This window comes from Nodosilinea sp. P-1105 (assembly GCF_012911975.1).
Classification (GTDB): Bacteria; Cyanobacteriota; Cyanobacteriia; order Phormidesmidales; family Phormidesmidaceae; genus Nodosilinea.
In genome coordinates, this window is record NZ_SMDQ01000059.1 from 1 (window position 1) to 24,633 (window position 24,633).

22 protein-coding genes are annotated in these 24,633 nt (G+C 56.8%); 12 read left to right on the forward strand and 10 right to left on the reverse strand.

The features are described from left to right. Positions 1 to 125 precede the first annotated feature (125 nt). The 3 genes from E1H13_RS20110 to E1H13_RS20120 all read left to right on the forward strand — a co-directional run bounded on the left by E1H13_RS20110 (position 126) and on the right by E1H13_RS20120 (position 4,622). Complete coding sequence (locus E1H13_RS20110; protein ID WP_169615988.1) at positions 126 to 1,664, forward strand: gamma-glutamyltransferase; 1,539 nt, start codon at positions 126 to 128, stop codon at positions 1,662 to 1,664. Positions 1,665 to 2,058: 394 nt separating this feature from the next. Beyond that, complete coding sequence (aroF, locus tag E1H13_RS20115; protein ID WP_169615989.1) at positions 2,059 to 2,916, forward strand: 3-deoxy-7-phosphoheptulonate synthase; 858 nt, start codon at positions 2,059 to 2,061, stop codon at positions 2,914 to 2,916. Positions 2,917 to 3,323: 407 nt separating this feature from the next. Then, a complete protein-coding gene (locus E1H13_RS20120) occupies positions 3,324 to 4,622 on the forward strand; it encodes an EAL domain-containing protein (RefSeq protein WP_169615991.1) in 1,299 nt (432 codons plus the stop codon). A gap of 199 nt (positions 4,623 to 4,821) precedes the next feature. On the opposite strand, the gene purN is transcribed toward E1H13_RS20120, so the two are convergent. Beyond that, complete coding sequence (gene purN, locus E1H13_RS20125) at positions 4,822 to 5,508, reverse strand: phosphoribosylglycinamide formyltransferase (protein ID WP_169615993.1); 687 nt, start codon at positions 5,506 to 5,508, stop codon at positions 4,822 to 4,824. Positions 5,509 to 5,810: 302 nt separating this feature from the next. Between purN and E1H13_RS20130 the strand changes: the two genes are divergently transcribed. From E1H13_RS20130 to E1H13_RS20145, 4 genes are all read left to right on the forward strand, one after another. After that, positions 5,811 to 6,713 carry an ABC transporter permease gene (locus E1H13_RS20130; protein WP_169615996.1) on the forward strand — a complete coding sequence of 301 codons (903 nt, stop codon included), beginning with the start codon at positions 5,811 to 5,813 and terminating at the stop codon, positions 6,711 to 6,713. 234 nt (positions 6,714 to 6,947) lie between these two features. Continuing rightward, entirely contained in the window at positions 6,948 to 7,304 is a 357-nt protein-coding gene (locus E1H13_RS20135; protein ID WP_169615998.1) for a nucleotidyltransferase domain-containing protein, read from the forward strand. Further along, a complete protein-coding gene (locus E1H13_RS20140; protein WP_169616000.1) occupies positions 7,297 to 7,803 on the forward strand; it encodes a hypothetical protein in 507 nt (168 codons plus the stop codon). Before E1H13_RS20135 ends, E1H13_RS20140 begins: the two co-directional genes overlap by 8 nt. A 146-nt stretch (positions 7,804 to 7,949) precedes the next feature. Continuing rightward, positions 7,950 to 8,312, forward strand: coding sequence for a response regulator (locus E1H13_RS20145; protein ID WP_169616002.1), 363 nt, complete (start codon positions 7,950 to 7,952; stop codon positions 8,310 to 8,312). A gap of 136 nt (positions 8,313 to 8,448) precedes the next feature. Here the strand turns inward: E1H13_RS20145 and E1H13_RS20150 are convergent, their stop codons facing one another. The 6 genes from E1H13_RS20150 to E1H13_RS26960 all read right to left on the reverse strand — a co-directional run bounded on the left by E1H13_RS20150 (position 8,449) and on the right by E1H13_RS26960 (position 13,624). Then, positions 8,449 to 9,081 (reverse strand): hypothetical protein, encoded by a 633-nt coding sequence (locus tag E1H13_RS20150; RefSeq protein ID WP_169616003.1) that lies wholly within the window; start codon positions 9,079 to 9,081, stop codon positions 8,449 to 8,451. A 457-nt stretch (positions 9,082 to 9,538) separates the two neighbouring features. Then, entirely contained in the window at positions 9,539 to 10,030 is a 492-nt protein-coding gene (locus E1H13_RS20155) for an Hsp20/alpha crystallin family protein (protein ID WP_206070745.1), read from the reverse strand. Between the two features lie 470 nt (positions 10,031 to 10,500). Beyond that, positions 10,501 to 11,973 (reverse strand): chlorophyll a/b binding light-harvesting protein, encoded by a 1,473-nt coding sequence (locus tag E1H13_RS20160; RefSeq protein ID WP_169616005.1) that lies wholly within the window; start codon positions 11,971 to 11,973, stop codon positions 10,501 to 10,503. 39 nt (positions 11,974 to 12,012) lie between these two features. Beyond that, the gene (locus tag E1H13_RS20165) at positions 12,013 to 12,498 is read right to left on the reverse strand and encodes an allophycocyanin subunit beta (RefSeq protein ID WP_169616007.1); all 486 of its coding nucleotides are present in this window, start codon (positions 12,496 to 12,498) and stop codon (positions 12,013 to 12,015) included. A gap of 66 nt (positions 12,499 to 12,564) precedes the next feature. Beyond that, a complete protein-coding gene (gene apcD, locus E1H13_RS20170; RefSeq protein ID WP_169616009.1) occupies positions 12,565 to 13,038 on the reverse strand; it encodes an allophycocyanin subunit alpha-B in 474 nt (157 codons plus the stop codon). Positions 13,039 to 13,357: 319 nt separating this feature from the next. Next, positions 13,358 to 13,624, reverse strand: a complete 267-nt coding sequence (locus tag E1H13_RS26960) for a hypothetical protein (RefSeq protein WP_206070747.1) — start codon at positions 13,622 to 13,624, stop codon at positions 13,358 to 13,360. Positions 13,625 to 13,852: 228 nt separating this feature from the next. Here E1H13_RS26960 and E1H13_RS20175 point away from each other — a divergent pair, with 228 nt between their 5' ends. Both E1H13_RS20175 and E1H13_RS20180 read left to right on the forward strand, forming a co-directional pair. Beyond that, entirely contained in the window at positions 13,853 to 14,620 is a 768-nt protein-coding gene (locus E1H13_RS20175; protein ID WP_169616011.1) for a hypothetical protein, read from the forward strand. 41 nt (positions 14,621 to 14,661) lie between these two features. Continuing rightward, positions 14,662 to 17,790, forward strand: coding sequence for a UPF0182 family protein (locus tag E1H13_RS20180; protein ID WP_240966750.1), 3,129 nt, complete (start codon positions 14,662 to 14,664; stop codon positions 17,788 to 17,790). 154 nt (positions 17,791 to 17,944) lie between these two features. On the opposite strand, the gene E1H13_RS20185 is transcribed toward E1H13_RS20180, so the two are convergent. After that, a complete protein-coding gene (locus E1H13_RS20185; RefSeq protein ID WP_169616013.1) occupies positions 17,945 to 19,804 on the reverse strand; it encodes a serine/threonine-protein kinase in 1,860 nt (619 codons plus the stop codon). Positions 19,805 to 19,833: 29 nt separating this feature from the next. Beyond that, complete coding sequence (locus E1H13_RS20190) at positions 19,834 to 20,082, reverse strand: Ycf34 family protein (protein WP_169616015.1); 249 nt, start codon at positions 20,080 to 20,082, stop codon at positions 19,834 to 19,836. A 298-nt stretch (positions 20,083 to 20,380) separates the two neighbouring features. Between E1H13_RS20190 and E1H13_RS20195 the strand changes: the two genes are divergently transcribed. Continuing rightward, on the forward strand, positions 20,381 to 21,646 hold the full coding sequence (locus tag E1H13_RS20195) for a CCA tRNA nucleotidyltransferase (protein WP_347404197.1): 1,266 nt from the start codon (positions 20,381 to 20,383) through the stop codon (positions 21,644 to 21,646). 463 nt (positions 21,647 to 22,109) lie between these two features. After that, positions 22,110 to 22,304 (forward strand): hypothetical protein, encoded by a 195-nt coding sequence (locus E1H13_RS20200; protein ID WP_169616017.1) that lies wholly within the window; start codon positions 22,110 to 22,112, stop codon positions 22,302 to 22,304. Between the two features lie 208 nt (positions 22,305 to 22,512). On the opposite strand, the gene E1H13_RS20205 is transcribed toward E1H13_RS20200, so the two are convergent. Next, complete coding sequence (locus tag E1H13_RS20205; RefSeq protein ID WP_169616019.1) at positions 22,513 to 23,589, reverse strand: NAD(P)-binding protein; 1,077 nt, start codon at positions 23,587 to 23,589, stop codon at positions 22,513 to 22,515. 137 nt (positions 23,590 to 23,726) lie between these two features. Between E1H13_RS20205 and E1H13_RS20210 the strand changes: the two genes are divergently transcribed. After that, the gene (locus E1H13_RS20210; protein ID WP_169616021.1) at positions 23,727 to 24,593 is read left to right on the forward strand and encodes a hypothetical protein; all 867 of its coding nucleotides are present in this window, start codon (positions 23,727 to 23,729) and stop codon (positions 24,591 to 24,593) included. The last annotated feature ends 40 nt before the right edge of the window (positions 24,594 to 24,633 follow it).

Consider the following 24,633-nt stretch of genomic DNA (forward strand, 5'->3'; position numbering starts at 1 on the left):
CCCCTCCGCCCTCCGCCCTCCGCCCTCCGCCCTCCGCCCTCCGCCCTCCGCCCTCCGCCCTCCGCCCTCTGCCCTCCGCCCTCCGCCCTCCGCCCTCTCCCTTCTGCCCTCTGCCTTTTCCCACCATGCCTACCGTTACTATTGCTGCGGGTTCTCAAATTGCGGCCGATGCCGGAGCGGCGATCGCCAATCAGGGGGGCAATGCCGTCGATGCGGCCCTGGGGGCGGCCCTGGTGTCAATGTGTACCGACCTGGGGGTGATGGCTCCTGGGGCCAGTGGGTTTATTGCCCTGTGGCCACCGGACCAAGCCCCCGTGGTGATCGATGCCTATGCGGCCATGCCAGGACGGGGACTACCGTCGGTGCACCTGGGCCAGGGGGCTCAGGAGGTGTTCTTTGACTACGGTGGGCGCATGAGCAACCTGGTGGGCTATGGATCGGTGGCTACCCCTGGGATTTTTGCCGGTCTCAGTCAGGCGGCGGCAGCCTATGGCCGTTTGCCCTGGGCCCAGGTGCTGGCTCCGGCCATTCACTGGGTAGAGCAAGGCTTTCCGCTGAATGGGGGGGCGGCGGAATATTTGCGCTATACCCACGAGGCGATCTTCAGCTGGCACCCCCAGAGTTATCAAACCCTACATCACCCAGACGGCACCCTGCTACGGCAGGGGGAAACGGTGCATGTGCCAGGGCTAGCCCACAGCCTCAGACTGATCGCCGAGCAGGGGGTCGAGGCCTTTTACCGAGGCCCCATTGGCCAGCGGATTGTGGCTGAAATTCAGGCGAATCATGGCCTGCTAACGGCTGAGGATTTAGCGGCCTATGCCGCTATCCCGCGATCGCCCCTAACCTGTCAGGTGGGCGACTGGCAGATCGCCACCAATCCGGCCCCCGCCATTGGTGGGGCCTGTATGGCGGCTATGTTGCTGTTGCTGGATCAGGTACCCGAGACCGATTGGGATATCGCTGCGGTTCGGCAGTGGATTGAGGTGCAGCGGGCGGTGCTGGCCTACCGCAGCCAGCACCTGGATGGGGCTGCCGACTTACCCCAGGCCGTCAGCCAACTCTTGGAGCTCAGCCACCAGGGGGATCGCCAGGCCCTGCTGAAATCCCCCTCTACCATTCACATTTCCACCGTGGATACGGATGGCTTGGCCTGTGCGATCACGGCCTCAGCCGGTTATGGGTCTGGGGTGATGGTGGAGGGGACGGGGCTCTGGCTGAACAACTCCCTGGGGGAAATCGACTTACACCCCTGCGGGCTGCACGCCGTCACCCCCGGTACTCGCCTGGTTTCAAATATGGCCCCGACCCTGGCCCGCCGGGCCGATGGAGCGGTAATGGCCATCGGTTCGCCGGGGGCATCGCGGATTACCACCGCCGTTGCCCAAGCCCTGTGGCATGTGATTAAGCGGAGGGTTGACTTGTCAGAGGCGATCGCCACCCCCCGCCTGCACCTGGAGGTCTTTGACGCTGCCCTACAGCTAGCGGTTGAACCCGGGGTGCCGCTCCCCGCCGATCTAGACCTCCCGGTGGCTGCGTTTCCAACTCCGTCGATGTACTTTGGTGGGGTCCAGGCCGCTCTGTGGCAGCCTCACCAGGGGTTGACTGCCGCCGCCGATGCCCGCCGGGCTGGTGCTGTGGCCCAGGGGGGCGATCGCGACTGAACACCGTTGACGTTCGCTGGTAGCCTTGCTAGATTACAAACAGGTTTTGTAAGTTTTAGCGCTGCAACTTTAGCGATGCAACGTCGGCAATTCTTTTATTTTTGGTGGCAAACTGCGGTTCACAGGGAGTGAGCAACATTTTGCTGTCAACCTGGTGAACCGTAGAGTCAGTGCTCTGCGGTTTTGTTGTTTTTATCACCCAAGTCCATGACAACCATCACCACCGTTTGGTTTTACAGCTTTTTTTGGCACACCGGGGCAGGCCTTTGGTGATAGGTTTTCCTATGTCCTTAGCCTGACCCGGAGCTCACCCCTCCGGGTTTTTTAATGACCTGAATTTGCCCTGAATTCTACCGATTCATTCCGTACATCCCTTCTCTGAGTTACGTTCACCATGAAAGACGCACCCTTGACCCTCAAATCCCATCCCAATCATCGCACTACTGTTTCCATTGCCCCCCAGGTGACCGTCGGCGGCGATCGCCTGTTGATTGTCGGTGGCCCCTGCACCGTTGAAGACGCCCCCCAAATGGCGCAAGTGGCCCGCCAACTGGCGGCGGCCCCGGTACAGGCCATCCGCGGCGGGGTTCACAAGCCTCGCACCTCCCCCTATGCCTTCCAGGGGCTAGGATCTGCGGGTTTAGAGATATTGGCTGATTTGCGCCAGCAGTTTCAGGTGCCGGTGATTTCAGAGGTGATGGCCATTAGCCAGATTGCCCCGATGGCGGCCCAGGTGGATGTGTTGCAGGTGGGCAGCCGCAACATGCAGAACTTTGACTTGCTAAAGGCCCTGGGGGAGACAGCCAAGCCAGTGCTGCTGAAGCGAGGTCTGGCAGCCACCATCGAGGAACTGGTGATGGCCGCAGAGTACATCATCAGCCACGGTAACCCGAATGTGATTCTGTGCGAGCGCGGCATCCGCAGTTTCGACGGCTATACTCGCAATGTGCTGGATTTAGGCGCTGTGGTAGCGTTGAAGCAAATCACCCACCTGCCGGTGATTGTGGACCCCAGCCATGCGGCTGGGAAGCGAGAACTGGTCCCCGATTTGGCTCGGGCCGCGATCGCCGCTGGGGCCGATGGTCTGATCATCGAGTGCCATCCCACCCCAGATCAATCCGTCTCCGATGCCCGCCAGGCCCTTTCCCTAGAAGCGATGGTAGATCTCGTGCATAGCCTCAGACCAATTGCGATCGCCGTGGGCCGGTCCATGGCTGACCCTGAGGTTGCCCCCCAGCCGGTGGCCGCCTAAGGCTAGTGGCAATAATGACGGGGGCTGTGACTTAGGGGTCACGGTTCACGGTTCACGGTTCACGGTGAGCCGTAGACCGTGAACCGCAGGCTGTAAGCCGTGAACCCCAGGTCACAGAAACACTTCCCTAGTGGTCTGCGACACAAGTCAGCCCCCCATTCCTAACACCTAAAACCTGGCACCTAGAACCTGACACCGTTTACCGCCTACCGCAAGCAGATCTCTATCCGCCAGGTGATCGTAACCCCCTGGGCCGGTGACATGGGTCACACTGGCCCGTGATTCTTACCTGATAATCGACAAGCCTTCTAAAAACTGGGGCAAACCTTACCAACCCTTCATGGTTGAGGTGGTAAAGATTGAGTTTTATGGGTGATGCTTAAAGTACGCTCTCATCCGTTCCTGAAATGAAATCCTTACAATCTTCCCTAACCCCCTCACCCCCTCAGGTATTACCTGAGGGCGATCAAGCATCGCCGCTCGATCTGGCTGTGAACCCAGGGTGTAACCTCCGCCTGTTTAAGGCCGGCGAAACGATTTTTAGAGAAGGGGATGAGGCCGATAAGGCCTACATTATCGAGTCGGGCTATGTGGAAATTTTTGTGGGCTCTGGGGAAGAGGCCATACAGCTAAATGTACTGGGTCCTGGGGATATTTTTGGCGAAATGGGCATAGTCGATGCCTCGCCGCGATCGGCCTCGGTGAAGGCCATTGGCCCCTGTCGCTGCATGGTGATTCTGGCGTCGCAAATTGTCGAACGCATTGATGCGTCGTCCCCCATTGTGCGGTTGATGATTGCCATGGCGCTGCACCGCAATCGGGCCTTCAATACCTACCTGAGGGCCTATTCCAAGAGTGCCCACCTGGGTTTGCCCAGTCCGGCCCTGACCGAAAGGTCATATACCAAAAGCCAGCAATATCAAACCATTCTCGACTCGATTAAGTTAGAGTCTGACCTGCAAAATGCAGTGGCCAACCATGAGTTGCGCCTGTTTTATCAACCCCTTGTGGATCTCAACCAGAAAAATGTGGTGGGGTTTGAGTCGCTATTGCGGTGGCAGAGCCCCACCCGGGGGACGGTATCCCCTTACCAATTTATTAGCCTGGCCGAAGAAACCTCCCTGATTGTGCCCATCGGCTTCTGGATTTTGGAGCAAGCCTGTACCGATCTCAAGCGGTTTGAACACCGGTTGGCGCAAATGGGACAGCAGCAGCGGCAGCTCTTTGTTAGCGTCAATATTTCCGTGCGGCAGTTTCAAGAACCAGGCTTTTTCGAGCAGCTGATGGCCCTCACCCAACGCCATGGGGTCGGCCCCCAGCAACTTAAACTTGAGGTGACAGAGCGGGTGTTTTTGGATGAAGTAGAGGCGATCGCCACCATCAACCAGTGCCGCGCCGCTGGCTTCCATGTGTCCCTGGATGACTTTGGCACCGGCTACTCTAGCCTGAACTACCTGGAGCGGTGCGAAATTGACAGCCTGAAGATCGACCAATCGTTTATTCAGAAGCTGTGTACCAGCGAGCGGGCCAAGATTCTGGTGGGGTCGATCATTGAAATTGCCCGCAGGCTAGGCCTGCCCACCGTAGCAGAAGGGATTGAAACAGCGGAGCAGCGGGCAATCCTGCAAGCGTTAGGCTGCGAGGTCGGTCAGGGCTACCTGTTTAGCCAACCGATCGCCTTTGCCGACGCGATCGCGCTGCTGTAAGTTAGCGATCTAAGAACCCTCCTAAGGAAACAGTGCTCCAATCGTAGGGTGGGCTCTGCCCACCAGCCCCAGGAAACACCCTCACAAGGTTTCTTCCTGCTCCAGCGAAGGACACCGCCGTTAGTCAACCGCTGGGATCTGTAACGGCACTCTAGACGTACCCTAAAAGAGGTCACGCCTTACAACCAACCTCAAACCGTTAACCGTCCACCGTTAACTGTCCACCGTTTGACGGCCTAGTCGATGGTTGGCTCGCCGCCTCAGCCGCCAGGGCGATCGCCGCCGGATAAATCCGGTGCTCTTGCACCTGAATGCGGGCTTGCAAGATTTCAGGGGTGTCATCAGGCCAGACCGGCACCGCCGCTTGCATGACGACGGGGCCGCTATCGACAACCAGTTCCACCTGGTGGACGGTACAACCAGACACCTTCACCCCCGCTGCCAGGGCTTGTTCGACGGCCCGCACCCCCGGAAAGCTGGGCAACAGACTGGGATGGATATTCAAGACCTGTCGAGGAAAGGCATCGATTAACACTGGGGTAACCCGGCGCATCCAACCGGCCATAATCACCCAGTCCACCCGGTGAGCTTGCAGGGTATCGACAATGGCCCGGTCTAGGGCTTCCCGGCTCGGGTAGTGGCGATGGTTCAGCAGCACGGTAGGAAAACCTAACTGCGCCGCCCGCGTCCTTACCCCTGCGCCGGGATTATTGTAAATCACCACCTGAATCTGGGCCTGCAAGTGCCCCTGCTGAATGGCCGTGGCAATGGCCTCTAAATTGCTGCCCTTGCCCGAGGCCATCACCCCCAGCTTCAGGGGAGAGGCAAAGCGCGGCCAGGGGGTAGGCAGCGGTGGAGACAGAATAGCGGTGGACGATGGGGACATGCCTGTAGACAACGAAGGTCACACGGGAAAAAACCACGGCCATTATCCTACCTGGGAATGGAAACGATCGGGCTACAGGGGGGGTACTTATCTTGTAATATCCTACATGTAGTGTTAGCGCAGCATATTGACCCCTTTATCTGTTGCCAAAGGGTATGAGCTGGCAAAAAGATAATCCCCTGGACTAAGGAGTGCCCGGTATTAGGGGTCAGGAATCAGAGATGGTGGGCCAATTGCACTCGGTGGAGATTTCAATGGGTTTGCTGTAGATTAAGGAACTCTCAATCAGTCAGCGACAATATATGCTTAAGTTCTTCACAAAGGTTGACTACCTGCTTAGGGAAACCCTGCTGGGCCTTCGTCGCGGCGGTTGGATGAACTGGGCCGCCATCAGCACCATCACAGTGCTCCTCTTTTTGTTTGGCATTAGCCTGCAATCCACCTGGCAGTTGGAACGGTTGCTCAATCAGTTTGGCAGCCAACTGGAGGTGTCCGCCTACTTAGAAAGCGGGTTTCAGGCCAGCGACATGCAAACGGCCGTGGAGCAGTTTCCTGAGGTGGTGGCGGTAACCCCAATCACCAAGGAGGAAGCCTGGGCAGCCCTGGTAGAGGATTTGGGCCTGTCTGACATTGAAGGGGCCACCGAGCAATTGAGGGGCAATCCCCTGGTGGATGAGCTCAAGGTCAAGGCCCGGGATTCGGAAGCGGTACCGGCGATCGCGGCAGAATTGACTCAAATGAACGGTATCGACGAAGTGCGCTACGTAGATGAAGCCGTTACCCGTCTGGCCCAACTGAATCAGGGGCTGAAATGGGCCAGTGCTTTTGTGATTGCCATCCTCACCCTGACCGCTACGGCGGTGATTACCACCACCATTCGGTTGATTGTGCTGGCCCGGCGTCGGGAAATCGAGGTGATGCAGCTGGTGGGGGCGACCCGCGCCTGGATTTATTTACCCTTCATTTTGCAGGGGGCCGCCTTTGGCCTGGCGGGGGCGGGGGTGGCCTGGGCATTACTGTTTGCCATTCAGCGATCGCTGCAAGAGGTGGCAGCCCAACAGGCGGACTTTATTCAGTTTGTGGCCCAGGGGCTAGCCTTGACCCCCCAGCAACTACTATTGTTGCCCGCTGCCCTGCTGGGCCTAGGCACCCTGGTAGGCCTGATGGGTAGTCTATTGGCGGTGCGTAAATTTGCCCTGAGATAGGCCTGAGATAGGATGGTAAAGATAGGTAGACGTAACCTGAAACCTGCCCTATTTCTGCCAACCAGTCCTAGTGGTCTGTCAAGCCAGAAGTGAAGGGTCAATAGGTCTGCGGTTCACGGCTTACGGTCAACGGTACACGGCTCGCCTTGAACCGCATACCGTGAACCGTGAACCCTAAGTCACATCTCCCGTGATTATTTTTTGATTGCACACTTGTAATATGGCGTTAAGCTGATGGCGGTTGACCCCAAATATGTGGCCTATTGGCGGCAGGCCAGAGCAGCCCAGCAACGGGCTCAAACCCAAGCGAAAGTGCAGGCATGGGAAGAGGTCCATCGGATTGCTGCCATGCTACGCGATCGCTACGGAGCCACTCATATTGTTGTATTTGGCTCACTGCTGAAGGATCGGTTTCAGCCAGAGTCAGATCTTGACATCGCGGCTGACAATATTCCCAAGGCGCAATATTTTGAAGCCGTTGCAGCCGCCAACCAATACAGTCAGCGCTGGGTCGACCTCAAACCCCTGGAAGATCTGGCCCCCTACTTTAGACAACGAGTTTTTGAAACCGGGATAGCCCTTGATGCGTGACATTACCCCAAGCGCGATTCGCGAACTAGCCGCCGATATTGACATGGAACTAACTCGCCTAGGCCAGCTAGAAGATGATATTGCCAAAGTCAACCGCACCCTTGAGCAAAATCCTGGCCAAGCCGAGTGGCTGTACGAGAATCTAGCGTTGAAGCTCCACAATTTTTACACTGGCTGCGAGAAAGTCCTCCAGCTGATTGCCACAGAGCTGAATGGAGGCTTACCCGCCGGACCAGACTGGCACAAGCGGTTACTTGACCGTATGGCCACAGAGCGCCAGGGACGACCAGCAGTGCTGAGAATGTCCACGGCCTCGGCCTTGAGAGAGTATTTGGGGTTTCGCCATATTGTGCGCAATCTCTATGGGTTTGAGTTACAGCCAGAGCGGGTGGCTCGTTTAGTAGACACTTACCCGCAGGTGTGGCACGACGTAGCCCAGGACTATGGCACCTTTGTTACCTGGCTAGAAGACTTAGCCACCACCCAGGAAGGCGGGTAGGGCGAAGCAGCTTCACGATTTTGTAATGACGGGGCAAATTGGTCAGCAAAATGTGGGATTGCTCAATTTATGGTGTTAGAGTTTGCCCAAATTGGCCATAATAGCTACGGAGCAGCAATGGTCACCAGGGTCCGCAGATAAAAGCCATGAGTACAGTCTTAATTGTGGATGATAGTTCAACCCTTCGGGAAATGATTGCCGGACTGTTACTGAAGGCAGGACTAACGGTAGTGGAAGCGAAGGATGGGGTGGAAGCCCAAAAGATGATCCAGACCACCCCCCCTGACTTGGTGGTGTTGGATATTGTGATGCCGCACATGAATGGCTATGAGCTTTGCCGCTGGCTCAAAAACAGCACCAGCACCCAAAATATCCCGGTGATTATCTGTTCCTCCAAGGGGGAAGAGTTTGACCGCTACTGGGGCATGAAGCAGGGGGCTGACGCTTATATCACCAAGCCATTTCGCCCCGCCGATATGGTTAGCACGGTGAAGCAGCTTTTGCGTTAGAGATCCCAAATAAAGATGACTTAAGGCAATCTCCTTAAGACCGCGAATCAAATAACGTGGGATAGTCGTCTCGGCTGTCCACGGTCAGGTACCTTTCCTGACCTACAAGAATTACACCTTAAAAGATCCACAGTCCTTAGCGAAAAATACACGTGGTCCCTGCCCAGAGATCGGTAATGGTGCCATCCGGTGCATCAGCCGTCAGCAGGCCCGCCAAGGCACCCGCCGCAAACTCAATACCAAGGGTACTCTCAAACACCTCTACGGTGTAAGCGGCCTCCAAGTCTGCCAGGGTTGAACCAATGCCAATGCCAGCCATGGTGGTGAGGTTGGCGCTGTCGGTTGCCGGGCGTACTCCCCAGCCAATAAATTCCCCCTCAGCCTCGTAGATAACCATGCCATTGGGCCACTGGGTAATGATTTGCGGACCAGAACCACATTCCTCATTCAGCCCTGACTCTACAGGGTCACCTAACAGTTGGGTGAGGGTATCGTCCACAAAATCAATATCGGCACCAAAGGGTAACGGCACCGCCGCCCCCGTCTGGTCCCCCACCAGTTGCAGGCCATCCCCAGAGAGGGCCAACAACCGTTCCGTGTCTTCCACTGCATCCCCACTGGGGGCTGGGTCGACCGGTTCCACGGTTCCAGGGGTGGGGTCTAGGTCGTTGCCATTGGCGGTATCTGGGGTACGGGTGCAGGCCCCTGTGGTTAGCAGTAGGGCCAGCCCCAAGGGCAGTAAACCAAACAAACGGGGGGCAGAAAGCATCGTGAATGACCAAGGTAAAAGGATGACCTGGAAACAGGCTGATTGAGGCTAGTGCGAACTGGCAGAAATACCTTTGCTGGGGGTGTCAGGTATCAGGAATAGTTGGCCGACTTAATGCCGCAGAGTACTCGTTCCGTAGGCTGAGGATGGACGAGGCGACAGCTTAGGCGATTTTCGAGACAGAAGATCCCGACTTTCAGCCAGTGTTCGTAGCTTTCCCAAGGTAGGCAGTGCCCACCACTCAGTAGAGAGGTTTTCCAGTCGTTAACTTGCCCCATCGATATAGTGTACGAAATAATGTATGAATTTTATCTCAGTTCTGAAAGTGGGTGCCAGAGAAACTTGTCCAGAGGGTAATTATGGATAAAAAAAAGACGGACCTAGCCCGCCTTAATTATCATGACTTAACTCTCAAACCAAATCTGTCTCAAAACCCGTGGGATGACCTGAACTATCCCTACGCTTCGGTGTTGGCGTCAGCATCTGTTGCCTCAATGACTGGGGATTCAGTTGTAGCACCTAAGTTGATTTTGACAACCTTATTACGAGCTTCCACCACTTTTGGTAACGTCAGGGTCAAAAGCCCATGGCTAAAGTCAGCCACGGCCTTGTCGTTTTGTACTGCATCGGGCAAATTCACCACCCGATGGAAGTAGCCATAGCGAGCGTCATCATACAGGACTTTCGTCGAGTCGTTGACCTCAGGTTGCAGGCGACGGCCCGATACAGACACGGCATCCGAGCTCACCTGGGCATCGACATCAGAGGCGTTAACCCCGGCCAAATGGACCGTTAGCACAAAATCATCACCCGTATCGACGAGGCGAATAGCGGGGGACCAATCGGACTGGGCCATGGTTTCACTGGTGAGGTCGCCAAACACATCGTTAATTTGGCGGCGCAGGGCATTGATTTCAGTAATGGGGTCGAAATAGCGACGAACAATCATGGTTTATAATCTCCCGAAAACTGATGTTGATAATGGTGTTTTTGGAAGTTACCGAAGGGCTTTTTGGGCCTAGCTAACGGTTTTTTCTGTGCACCATCTACAGTTTCTATGGTGCGATATTTGCCCTCAGGTCACCAGTAGCGGGAACCCTACTAAAAGGGTGGACTTTCCCCCCATGGGCCTGATGGTTATCCATAGCAGTAAGGCGGGAGATTATGCCCGTAGTTGACTAGCTTTTTTGTGCCCAGAAGAAACCCACGGGCGATCACCGCGTCTAAGATTCCGCTGCAACCTGGGCGGGGATTCATGGCAGGCGATCGCAGGTGATCTGGCTATTCCCTATGGGACGGCCAAGATCTGCTGTCAGACGCTGTAAGAAAACTTAGCTAAGAAAGCAGAGCAAAAAAACAGGCATGAATGGTGGGCGAACCCACCATTCATGCCAACACCAACCTGAATCCGTCACTCATCTACGAGGCGGGGGTGCTCACCTCCTCCCTGGCGTCCTGAGTGGTCTGCCCGTTGCTGTGACTTGGTTCATACATGACCGCAGGCAATGGAGGCGGATAAGACCGAGTCTCTGGGGACCCCTTAGGCGGTTCATACAAACGACCTAGCGATCGCTTACCGCCGTAGCCAAACTCCGTGGTCGCAGTTTTGGCCGCCGGTTGATAAAACCTGTAATGGCGGGGGTGGAACTCCGTTTGGTATAGGGTTGTGTGCACCCCGTTGACCTGGGTGAGGTCAGATGCCGTCACACCCTGGGAAGGACGATAGAGAAAATCCTGGAAGGGCTGCTCCATTACTAACAGGGGCTGGGGTTCCATGTCTGGGGCTTCGTACTGCACCTGGATCTGTGGCCGGGGGGCATTGTGGACTGGCTTTTGATAGGCCAACGTTGGGTTTTCACTGGCCTCTAATCTAGCCCGTCGCCAGGTGTCCCTCAAGCGACTCAGATCGAAGCCCATAGCCCGCTGATAGTGCCACAGTCCCCCTTGCAAGAAGAAAAAGGCCAGATAAAAGTGGGCATTGGCTAACCAGGTCCGAGATGAATAGCCCATCTCGGGGAGGCGGTTGGGGTCAAAGTAGCTGGGCAAAAAGGCCGACTTTAGCTGGAGGGTTGGCCCATAAAATTCCGTGGGGTAGGCCAGGGTGTTGAACCCACAGTAGTAAGAGGCCGCGAACCCAGCCAAGGCAATGCCAAACAGCGAATAGGCCAAAATGCCATCGGCAGAGAACAAAAACCGCTGGCGCACCCAATTAAAGGGAGGCACTAAAATGTGCCAGGCGCCACCAGCAATCAGCAGCACCGCCACATAAATGTGGCCACCAACCAAGTCTTCTAGATTGTTGACGTCAAATAAATGGGTGCGATAGCTCCAGAGGGCGCCCACATCCAGGGTAGGGGCCGTGACCAGCCGCACGTCGCCCAAGGTGGCATCGTAGAGCCCCCCAAAGCGGGTAGCTTTGAGCACCAGCAAAAGTGCCCCGAGCCCTAAGATAATCAGGTGATGGCCTAAAATGAAGCCCAACTGCTTGGGATCATCCCACTCGAAGTGAAATTGGCTGGCTTTGCCCTGGGCATTGGCCAAACTAGCAGGGAGGCGATCGCGATGGAACCAAGCTCCCCCCGCCAGTACCCCAGCCGCCACAATATGGATGGCACCAATGGCAAACAGGGGAAACGTATCAGCAATCTCCCCTCCCGGACCTACACCCCAGCCCTGGGTGGCCAAGTGGGGCAGCAGGATCAATCCCTGGCTATAGAGGGGAGCACCAGGGGAATAAACCGCCAGTTCAAACAGGGTAAACAGACCGGCCCACAGCATGATCAAAGCCGCCTGAGCGACGTGGGCCACAATAAACGTATTCGACAGATCGATGAATCGGGCATTACCTGCCCACCAGGGATACTGTTCCTGGTTGTGTTGCTTAGCGTACATGGTGATGATTTGACTGCGACAACAAACGTCCGTGAACGACTAGCTCAAACCAGCAATCAGGTGATCAAAGTAAACGTCCATTTCTTGGCCCGCATCAGCCCCTACCCGACTGGTAACGACCTCTTTCATCGCTTGAACCGCTTGAATCGTGGGCTCGATGGGCACCCCTAACGAGCTATAGGTTTCCTTCAAACCATTGAGCACCCGTTCATCTAAGATCGAAGCATCGGCGGCTAGCATGGCGTAGGTCGCATAGCGCAGAAAATAGCTCAGATCTCGCAGACAAGCGGCATAGCGACGGGTGGGATACATATTGCCCCCGGGCAGGGTAATGTCACCGTAGAGCAAGCTTTTGGCTACTGTTTCGCTGATAATGCTGGATGCACTTTCACCAATTTGAGTAGCCGCCTTAACCCGCATTTCGCCCGTACGGAAGTACTTTTGTAGCGCCTCTAGTTCAGCCCCCTCCAGGTAACTTCCTTGCTCGTCAGCGGGGTTAATTACAGCGGTAATGGTATCTTGCATGATTATCCTCTTAAAGTATCTAACGGCAGTTCAAAATTGCGATCAAATTGGTGACTATAAAGCTGATTAAAAGGCCCGAATCAGCTGATCGAAGTAAGGTGCGGCCAATGCCCCTTCTTCGGCAGTCAAGCCACCCAAGGCCACCTCTTTGATGCACTTCATCGCTAGTTTTAGATTGGCCAGGGGAACCCCCAAGGACACATACATATCGCGCATGCCATCTAAGCCAATATCCTCCAGGGGCTTAGAATTGCCGGCCAGCACACAGTAGCTTACCAGGCGAATGTACCACCCTTGATCTCGCTGGCAGAGGGCTGTTTTTTGAGGATTTCCGCTATTGCTAGGAGTATTGGGACACTGGGACCAGAACCGCTTGCTGCCCTCATCCACAATCTTTTGCTGGTTAGCCGCCAGCTTTTGAGCGGCGCTCACCCGGGCTGTACTGCTGCTAAAAAACTCCTGCAGCTTAGCCAACTCAGCACTACTGAGAAAGCGGTTGGCTTCATCAGACTGAGCAATAACTTTGGCAACGATACTCATGATGACTCAATTTTCCTAAATTAGTTGAAATTAGCAACTGACAAACGACCTTTACCCCCAAGAATCTCAATCTTTTCCATTGGTACTTTTTGATAGGCCGCTACAAAATTGGCCCATCAAATCGACGGCCAATCGTTGGCCGAAAAGCCAACGATTAATAATTCCTGGAGAGTATATAGTCATCCGCAAAATGTCAACAGACAAGTTATCCACTTAGACAGCTCAAGTCGATACATTATCTGTCTGTAAAAAGATTAAGTTCTAGCTGTCACTGAATAACACTACTCGTCAACAAGCCTCAATATAAGTTCAACTATATTTATTCTTGAAGAGAGTTTTTTGAGGATTTCAATGATTCCCCTAGAAAACCAAGAGGGATACCCCTTCTCTCCTTGTGGTCTGTCAAGCCAGAACTGAAGCGGGTCAGGAGAGGCATGACGCCATCAAAGAAGGCTTCCACATAGGTCAGACACTCGGCCTGGGTCAGGGGCTGGTGGGAGTCCACTTCCCCTGTTGGGGGGTGAAAGTCGAGACCAGGAAATGCCAGGTCACGGAGGCCGGCGATCGCCAATTCTTCAATGGCCACAGCCACGATTCCGCCAAAAGACCGACAGCCCCCAACCGTGGGTTACGGCTTTAAAATCCAAAATCTCCCCACCTCCCCACCTCCCCATCTCCCCCACTCCCCACCTCCCCACCTCCCCACCTCCCCACCTCCCCACCTCCCCACCTCCCCTAGCTGTAAGACCCATCTGGCTTTAGAATCAAGCGATACGCCGCTCTGCCGTTGCTGTGCCCCAGAGGATGACCCCCGATGGCCATTATTGCCCTCAAAGCCTGGTATCTCGATGCTTACGAGCCGGTGCGGGAGCTAGAGAAGCGCCCCCATGACCTGCGGCTGAGTAAAAATAGTTTGCTGAAGTCGGCATTGCGGGCCGACTTTTTAGACGACAGCGACGAGGTGAAGCAGTCGGCCTGGTTCCAGCGTTACCTGGAGGGGGAAACGGTGGAATTTTATATTGAGGGCAGTGGCGGCTATGGGATCGCCAATATTGACCTGATCAGCCACGAAATCTACTTCACCAAGCGGGAGGTGATGGCCCACCTGCAGCCGATCATTTACTTCTGCTATCAGTCCGACTTTGCGGCTTCGGCAGAGGCACTGCACCAGGGGCTGATGGCAGCGGTGAAATCAATCAACCGTAAGTCTCGGGTGGCGTTGACTTTAGAAGTTTCCCACCGTCTCAGCGAAGGCCCGGCTCGGCTGAACAGTTCCCTAACCCGCAAAATTCGTCAGGCACTGCTGTTTGTGGCGGATGGTACCCCAATTTTGCCATCCCCTGGGGAGCCTGCGATCGCGGTGCCCCACCCCCATGTTTGTGTAGAGATGGGCTATGCCCTGCAAGCGAAGCAGCTGGATCAAATCCTCCTGGCCCAAATGGAGCGTCCCGACATAGGGGGGCAGTACCCCTTTGATCTGCCAGCCCAGCAGCGCCTGACCTTCAAAACCCAGGCCGACCTGCATAAGCATCTACCTAAAGCCCTTGAGCAGCAGTTGGCTCGCTTTAATCTCTGGACCTAGTTCAAAGTCGCTACAATTTGAGGCAGATGCAGGATTAGGTTATGGGCAGCAAGGCATGGGGGAAGCACCCCCTGAATCTGTGGTGGATGGGCGCGATCGCAGTGGTGATGGTGCTACTGCTGGCGGATGCGGTGATTAACCTGAAGGCCGAGGAAATCTGGTTTCAGGCAGTCAATTACCAGGTCGTATTTTGGCTGAAGCTGCGATCGCAACTACTCCTAGGCCTGATTCCAATCTTTCTGACTCTGCTGTTTACTTGGGGCAACTTTGCCCTGGCCGACCGCGCCAAGCCCCTAGATCGTCCCGAAAGTCCGACCGCGCGGGTCAGTGGTTTGGGTTTGCGGGGGCTGTTGGCCCTAGCCATTACCCTGAGTCTGTTGGTGGGGGTACAGCTACTGTACCAGGGCCAGATCGCCGCTGAGTTTTTTCGCCCGGCCAGCTCCCTCTACGACGCCAGCACCCCTATTCCCCTGTGGCCGCGGGTGCAATCCTTCGTCAGCATTTTTCAGCTGTTATGGGCCCAGCCCTGGCAATTTGTCGCCCTGGCCGTCAGCACCGTGGCTTTTCTGCTCTACCCCCGCTTACTGGGGCGGTTAGCCGCCGTGCTCATGAGCCTGGGCTTTGGGCTGATTTTGGCCAACCAGTGGCCGACGGTGCTGCTGGCCCTAAACCCGGTGTCCTTCAACGAAACCGAGCCGATTTTTGACCAGGACATCAGCTTCTACATTTTCCGGCTACCCCTGTGGCACCTGGTGGAATTTTGGCTGGTGGGCACCCTGGTCTTTACCCTGGTGGGGGTGTGGTTGGTGTACCTAGTGGCCAACGACGCCCTTAGCCAGGGGCGCTTTTATGGCTTTTCGCCGCCCCAGCAGCAGCATCTGTACAGTCTGGCTGGTGCCCTGTTTCTGGTGACCAGTGTCAGCCACTGGCTGGGTCGCTACGAAATCCTCTATTCCCGAGAGGGGGTGGTGTACGGGGCGGGCTACACCCATATCCACGTGCTGCTGCCCGTGAACATTGCCTTGGCCGGGCTGACCCTGGTGTTGGGCCTGTTGTTTATGGCTCGCATGGCGATCGGGCCGTGGCGCCACCCCATAGCCCAACGTCCGGCCAAGGCCCCTAAGGGCTGGTGGACCGACTTTAGCCACTCTAGCCTGCTGGCCAAGGGGGTGGGAGGCTATTTACTGCTGGCGCTGCTGGGGTTGGTGGTGGCCCCCATGGTGGTGCAGCGGCTGGTGGTACAGCCCAACGAACTGCAGCGGGAGCGGCCCTACATCGTCAACTCCATCGGCCTCACCCGGGAGGCGTTTGATCTAGAAGCCATCGACTCCCAGCCCTTTGACCCCAGCGGCGACCTCACCCTGGACGATCTAGAAGCCAACGACCTGACCATAGAAAACATTCGCCTCTGGGACCCTCGACCGCTGCTGGATACCAACCGGCAGCTGCAACAAATTCGGCTGTACTACGAATTTCAAGACGCCGATTTTGACCGCTACAACATTTTGAACGAGCAGGATCGCCCTGAACGTCGCCAGGTGATGATTTCGGCTCGGGAGCTGAACTATGAGCGGGTACCGGCGATCGCCCAAACCTGGGTGAACGAGCACCTGGTCTACACCCATGGCTTTGGCTTTACCATGAGCCCGGTGAATACCGCTGGCCCCGATGGCCTACCCACCTATTTTGTGCGGGGCATCGAAAATATCCCCAGCAGTGAGGCGATTCGCCAGAGCATCCCCATCGGTGACCCCCGCCTCTACTTCGGGGAACTGACCAACACCTACATCATGACCAACGCCCAGGTGTTGGAGCTGGACTACCCCAGCGGCAACGAGAATATCTACACCACCTACCTGGGCCGGGGGGGGATTAACCTGGATAGCCATTGGCGGCGATTGCTATTTGCCCGTCACCTGCTGGACTGGCGGATGCTATTCACCGACGACTTTACCGACGATACGCGCTTGCTGTTTCGCCGTAATATTGCGGAGCGGGTGCAAACCATCGCCCCCTTTTTACGGTTTGACACCGACCCGTACCTGGTGACGGCGAATATTGGTGACGCTTCCCGCCAGTGGGGTACTGGCCCCAGCCACGGTAGTCGCCCCCCCGACGATATCGATCTGCAGGTGTTTCGCGATCGCGACCCCGCCTTTATCCAAGAAAACTTTAACAACCAGACCGGCGAAAACTACCTGTACTGGATTATTGACGCTTACACTGTCAGCTCCCGCTATCCCTACTCCGACCCCGGCGAGAACGACTTTAACTACATTCGCAACTCGGTCAAGGTGGTGGTGGATGCCTTTAACGGTTCCGTCAGCTTTTTCGTGGCCGAACCCGACGACCCGATCGTCCAAACCTGGAACCGGTTAATTCCTGGCATGTTTGAACCCCTGGAAGCGATGCCTCCCACCCTATTGGCCCACATTCGCTATCCCCGAGACCTGTTTGCGGTGCAGGCCGAATCGTTAATGACCTACCACATGACCGATCCCCAGGTGTTCTACAACCGGGAAGACCAGTGGCGCGCCCCCACTGAAATCTACGCCAACGAGGCCCAGCCGGTGGAGCCCTACTACCTGATCATGAAACTGCCCCAGGAAACCAACGAAGAGTTTATCTTGCTACGGCTGTTTACCCCCTCCCAGCGCAACAACTTGATTGCCTGGTTGGCGGCCCGCTCCGACGGCGATCGCTATGGTTTACGGTTACTCTACACCTTCCCCAAGCAGGAGTTGGTGTTTGGCCCCGAGCAAATCGAAGCCCGGATCAACCAAGACCCAGAAATTTCCCAGCGTATCTCCCTATGGGATACTCAGGGCTCTAAGGCCCAGCAGGGGAATTTACTGGTGATTCCCATCGAGCGATCGCTGCTCTACGTAGAGCCCCTATACCTGGTGGCCGAACAAAACCAGCTACCTGCCCTCACCCGGGTGATTATGGTCTACAAAAATCGGATTGCCATGGCTCCCACCCTGTCCGACGTACTCTCCGCCATTTTCGAGCAAGCGCCCCAAACCGCCCCCCCGATTCTGCGGGAACTGGAGGACGACGGGGTGCCGATTGACCCTGATCCTGACCTGCTCGAGCAGACTCCCGAGCTTGACCCTACCCCTGGCGATCCTCCCAATAACGTCGAGCCTGACCCGGCCCCTGGGGACTAACCTCAAGCCCTCCCCAGTGGCCAGTGGCACTAGTGTTGAGTCAAGAAAATAATGACGGGAGATGTGAGTTGGGGTACATGGTTTAAGGCGAGCCATGTACCGTTCACCGTGTACCGCGCCCCGGTTGACCCGTTGCGTCTAACGTGACAGACCACTAGGGCTGAGGCGCCCAAAACCGAATCGTGCCATCAGCCCCAGTGGTGATTAACAGGCGACTATCGGGGGTGAAGGCCAAGCCGCTAATCGCCCAGGCATGGCTGAGGGGGGGCAGGGGCACTAGCCCAGATAACGCCCACAGACGCACCTTGCCGTCCTCCAGGCCAGCGGCTAACCAGCGGCCATCGGGGCTCAGGGTCAATGTCGTAACCGGACTGGTAAACCGAGCAATAAGCTGGGCCGCTTCCGGTTGACCGGGGTTCCACATTTGTACGCGACCAGCCTGGTCACCGCTGATCAGACGGGCATCCTCAGGGTGGCAGGCTAGGGCCGTCAGTGCGGCTTTGGGTGCCGTCAAGGTGTGACTCAGCCGTCCAGAGGGCAGATGCCATAGGCGAATCGTCTGATCGGCGCTGCCGCTGGCCAGCACATGACCAGGGCCATCCAGGGCCAGGGCGGTGACCCGGTCTTGGTGATGCACCAGGGTGCGGATCGGGGCACCCTGGCCGATCGGCCAAAGATGGATCTGGCCATCCCCAGTCCCCACCAGCAGCGTGGGGCCATGGGGGGCCATGGCCAGCACCGTCATGGACCAGCCAGGAACTTGCAGGCGACGACTGTGGCTGTAGTCCTCTAGGCTCCACTGAATTAATTGGTTGTCTTGCCCGGCGCTAAACAAACTGTAGCCGTCAAGGCTGAAGCAAACGGCGATCGCCTGGCCCCGGTGACCCATGCCAAAGGGTCCCCAGGGTTTGCTAAAGCGGTGAACCAGCTCGCCGTTGGTGCAGTCCCACAGGCCTACAGTGCCATCGGAACAGGGGGCCGCGATCGCCCGTCCGTTGGGGCTAACCGCCACCCCATTCGCCACTACCCGACCCAGATTAATCACAAACCGTTGGGGCCAAGGTGGCCCCTTAGCCTGAGCCCCAGCAGCAGCCTGAGGGGGGCGATGAGGAGACGCTACGGCACTCCAGCGCAGGTCTGTCAGGACCTCCTGGGCGCAGCTGTAGCGCTCTGGCAGGCGGCGACTGACCAGTCGATCGAGCACCTGGGCCAGGCCAGGACTGACTGGCGGCGTCACAAAGGCCTGCCAAACCCAGGCATCTTCACTGACTGAGTAGAGATCAAACGGGTGCAGGCCAGTCAGCCCATGCAGACAGGTCACCCCCAGGCTAAACAAATCACTGGCGAACACAGCTTTACCCAGGGCCTGTTCTGGAGCGCCATAGCCGGCACTGCCGATAACAGTACCGGTTTGGGCCAATTGGGCCGGGTCACGGATAGCCTTGGAGGCGCCAAAATCCACCAGCACTAGGGGGTGAGGCGTGGCTGGCACAATGATGTTCGCTGGTTTGATATCCCGATGAATTACCCCCTGGTTATGGACAAATTGCAGCACGGGCAACAGCTCCTCCAGCACCCGCCGCACTTCGACCTCTTCCAGGGGGTGGGCCTGGACTACCTGGGCCAGGGTGGGGCCGGAAACGTACTGCTGTACTAAAAACTGGCCCCGTTGATTGTCCACCACCTCCAGCAGTTGAGGAATCTGGGGGTGTTGCCCGAGGATAGCTAGTTGCTCGGCTTCCTGATGAAAGCGTCGCCGCCGTTCCGCTGGGTTGAGGGGGGACTGCAACACTGGGGACGTGGCCGCTACTGTCTGCTTGACCACGCAGTCCCTGGGAGGATTGTTGCCTTCGTCTGAGGCTCGATAGGTACGCCCAAAGCCCCCCTGTCCGAGCAGCTCTAGACAGCGATAGCGGTTTTGTAGCAGCAGGGGCTGCCCGCAAGCCCTACAGATGACTGCCCCGTCTGGGTTGACAGGGTGCGGGCAGCGCAGGTTGATACAGAGGGTAGCCAAGCTAACGCGATCGCCCCATGCACAAGATCTTAAGTGGGTACCAGTTCCCCAGGGCGCAGCTTAGACCATTTGCCCATCTCTGCGGTAAAACTTTCGCAGCCCACCACGTCCCACTCCATTTCAATGGTGTCCCCCTGGTGGCGAATGTTGACATTAATCGTCGGTTCTATGGCCTCGAAGCTGGGGGTATCGGTTAAGTGGGGCTGCTGGTGTTGCCCTTCAACAGCATGGTAGGTGGTGCAACGGTCGACATAGTGGCAGTTCACACAAATGCACATGGCAACGTCCTCAGGCAGTATCCGTTATGATTAGGGCTTATGCCCTGAGCCAGTCTGGTGGCGATCGCCCCCTCAGCCGCTGTTTTGGTAAGCGGTTCCTGGGGACCCGTTTTCTGATACTCTAGCTCAGGTTTTCCATATCCTTCTGGTCCGGGGAAGGGATGTTGCAAAATGCAAACCTTATCGAAGGTTTGCATTGTCGCTACTGCCCTGACAGGCCAAGGACTCAAAAGCCTGTTGTAATAAAAGAGAGATAGAGGGTTCATTGAATCCACCGTTAGCGTTGTTATCCCATGTAGTGGCTACCCAACAATCAGCCCTATCACCCAAAACCTGGCCCTTTAGCGTGTCGCTACTGCCAGAGCAAGCCTATCTAGTGGGGGGAAGCGTTCGAGATGCTCTGCTTCACCGGCAGGCCGACTACTTAGACCTCGACTTTGTCTTGCCGGCCGATGCGATCGCCACCGCCCAGACCATTGCCCAGTACTACCGGGCCGGGTTTGTGGTGCTCGATACCGAGCATCAGATTGCCCGGGTGGTGTTTCCCAACGCCACAGTCGATTTTGCCCAGCAAATTGGCCCCACCATTGCCATGGACTTGCGGCGGCGCGACTTCACGATCAATGCCATTGCCTACGATCCTCACCGGGAAACCCTGCTGGACCCCCTGAATGGCTATGCCGACCTGCAGCGCAAGCAGCTCTGTATGGTGGCCGCTGAAAATCTAGAAGAAGACCCCCTGCGTCTGCTGCGGGCCTACCGCCAGGCGGCCCAGTTGGGGTTTAACTTAGATTCCCACACCCAAGACACCATTCGTGCCCTGGCCCCACTGCTAAAGGGGATGGCGGCCGAGCGGGTACGGGGAGAGTTAGACTGTTTGCTCAGCCTGGCCGACGGGTCACGGTTGCTGACCATGGCCTGGCAAGATGGGCTGTTGCGACCCTGGCTGCCCCAGGTGACCTCAGCCCAGTTGAAAGCATTAGCGGCGATCGACCAAACCGCCGCTCAAATTCATGAACGGTGGCCCGACTACTCTCAGCGGCTCCAGAGCTGGGTGAAAGAACCCACAGCCCCAGGACTGCACCGCAGCTGGCTCAAAGCCACCAAACTGGCCCAACTACTGCTGGGCGATCCTGAACAGGCCGAAGCTACCCTAATCCGACTTAAATACAGTCGAGTAGAACAACAGGCCGTTGTCAGCATCCTTAGCAGCTGGCAGTTCCTCACCCAACAGCTAGCCGCTGGCCCCCTACCGGCCCGGCAGCAGTACCAGTTGTTTAAGCTCTCAGGCACCGCCTTTGTAGGGGTCGCCCTACTGGCCCTGGCCCATGGGTTGCCAGAAGCCATGATCATTGACCTGGTGACACGGCACCTCGACCCTGAGGATCCGGTGGCCCATCCCCAGGCACTGATCTCAGGGCGCGATCTGGTCCAGGGGATGGCCCTAAAACCCGGTCCCCAAATCGGAGATCTACTGGAAGCAGTGCAACTGGCCCAGGCCGAAGGGTTGATTACCAGCCGCGATCAAGCCCTAGCCTGGGTTAAGCAGCAAGGGTTGCCCTGAGCCGAAATCCATGGGGCCGATGACAACTTGGAGCGAGAACCGAGTAGTCAGTCAAAAAAATAATCACGAAAGCTGCGACCTAGGGTTCACGGTTTACGGTAGATGATTTAGGGCGAGCCATAGACCTTGCACCGTATACCGCAGACCTGCTAACCCGTCACTTCTGGCTTGACAGAACACTAGAATACTGGTGCTGATTTTGAAGTAAATCTGAAAGCCCGACGGGGGGACTGGCGGCCATGTGTTAGAGTGAATCTTTGGTCATGTGATGCAGTCGGTAACTGGTTTTTGATTCGGGCAGATAGTCCAGGCTTTGCTCATCATGGCAGCTACTGCCTGAGGTTCCATTCTGGCGGGATGGATGTAGGTAGCGGTTGCTTTGGCCTGGTTCAGGGGATTTCCCTTACCAAACGTGCCATACCCTCTGTACTGTTCACATCTGCCCTGCTGTTTGAGGTCATTTATGTCAAAACGTCGAAACCCTAAGAAAGAGAAAGCTTTGCGCAACCAGGCCTATGCCCGTAAGTTTCGCAAGAAGCGTTCTGGTAATCAGCGATTCTTTAAGCGCAATAATCGCAGTAGCAGTGACGAAGACAACAACGAAAGCAACACTGATAGCAACAAGGAAAGCAGTGACTATTCTGCTTCCGAGTCTTAGACCTGAGGGTTAGGCCCGAAGGTTAGAACTAAGGGCTAGAACCCAGGTTTTACATCCGAGTTGTAGAATCGTTGGGCTTATAGCCTGTTTAGGGGTGCATCAGCCCCCACCAAGTAACACCAGAATCCAGGGGGAAGCAGGGCTTGCCTCTGGATTCTGTGGTAGTTAGGCTCTGACTTAGCTACGGCCTCAACCGGAGCCTAACGGCTTAGGGCAACACCTGCATAATCTGCTCAGCGGCATCATGGCCAGAGGCGATCGCGGCTTCTACCGTCTTGCCCCGGCACCAGTCCCCACAACCGATCAGGGTGGGCAGGTCAGGGGTACTCAGAACCTTGCCCCCCAGGGGCTGCCGCACCAGGCCATACCGCCAGCGGTGCACCTGCATCCAGGTGGGCGTAGTTAAGCCTGGACCCATCTGGGGCGCTACAGAAGCTAGCAGTTGCTGACCAACATTGTCGAGGTTGGCGGCATCTAAATGAGCTTGGGCAAACCCAGGGGTGCTGTGCATCACCACCACAGGATCCCCGGGGAGGACCCGTTTACCGCTATCCAGGCCGGCCCAGGCTAGGGTGGGGTGATCCTGGCCATAGACCATCCACCCGGCTGGTGGGGCCGTCTGTAAAGGGAATGCCAGGTCTAGGGACGGCGGATAGCCAGCCATCATAGTCATCACCGGGTCAAATAGGACATTGGCCATGGGGGCCATAAACCCTTGCAAGGCTGAGTTTTGGGCGGCAGCCTTTTGGACAAGCGGCACAATTTGTGGAGCCGGAATTGCCAGAATGACGGCCCTGGCTGTAAGCGAGGGCTGGTGCTCGGCTGGTGTGAGACCGGCTGGTGTGAGGCCATCAATGGTCCAGGCCGATCCCTGCGGTGTAATTTGAGTCGCCTGCCATCGCTGCCAAATGGTCAGGTTTTGGGCCAGGACTTTGGCCACGGTTGTCATCCCCTGGGGGGCCACCCAACAGGGCTGGAAATCGGCACAGGGGGCTAGGGTCGACCCTTGCAAATGGAACACTAAGGGCTGCCAGGACTGAAGCACCCCCGCCTGGATCAACGCTGGCACTGGGCTGAGTTCGGGATTGGCGGTGTCGTCTAAAAATCGACAGCCATGATCCACCCGTTGATCGAGCACTCGCCGGGTGGCCAGTCGTCCCCCCAAGCCCCTAGATTTATCCACCACCAAGACGGCACACCCCAACCGAGCCAAGCGCTGGGCGGCAATAATGCCGCTGAGTCCCGCCCCCACAACAACCACGTCCCAGATAGTGCTAGCTGCCATGTCACCTCGTCCTTAACCCTAAAACGTTGCAGAATCCTGGCGGGGTAGCCGCCTATTGGGGGGAATTGTGTAAAAATAGTAAAAATTAAAAGACACGTTTAACTGTAGCGGCAGTCGTTATTAGGACAGTACCACCAGTGGATGAGCTGCGTTCTGCCCTGGAGCTGGCCACCGAGGAAGAACTCCAGGCCCTTACTGAAATTTTATTCCGTCCCAGGTTTAATCCGCTGGATTACTTGCAAACCCCTGAGCCCTTGGCGGTGCAAGGGGAGAGTCGGCAGCAATGGTTAGACCGGCTGGAGCAACGGTTTCGCTTTTTAGCCGCCGATGGATTGACCGTATTGCATGGCCAAAGTCAGCAGGTGACCTACCGTCAGGCGTTGATGCAGGTGTGCCGCCATCTTAAGTTGGCCTACGTCCCCACCTGGACTACCGCTGACCTGGAGGCCGAGGTGTTTCTGCACCTGGTGAATGGGGCCTGGCCCAAGTTGCCCGAGCCCGAGCGCGATCGCTGGCAGCAGCAGCTCTGTCAGTCCTTGGCCCAGTCGCCCCAGTTTCAGGCCCTACCCCAGTCGGTGCAGGCCAACCCTATGGGGCTGTTGATCAAGGGCAGCAGCGCCCTGGCCGTGAGCTCGCTGTTGCGCCCCTGGTTGTTGCATCACCTGGCCCGCCAAATGGCGCTCCAGGCCGCCCGGTACACCGTGGCCCGTCAGACCTTAGCCAAAGGGGGTGGGGCGGCGATCGCCCAAATTCATCAGCGTATTGCCCTATCGATGGCCTCGCGGGGGATGGCGGTGAATGCCGCCCGTTATGGAGCCACCCGATCGCTTCTGTCATTCTTAGGGCCAGCCCTGTGGACCTGGTTTTTGGCTGACCTGGGTTGGCGAGCGATCGCCACCAACTATGGACGGGTGATTCCGGTGGTGTTTGCCCTAGCCCAAATTCGACTGACGCGATCGCCCGACTATGGCCACTTTGACACGGTTAATTGGGTACCATGCTAGGGTTGATGCTGGTCGAATTGCTATCCGTTGCCCATTACCC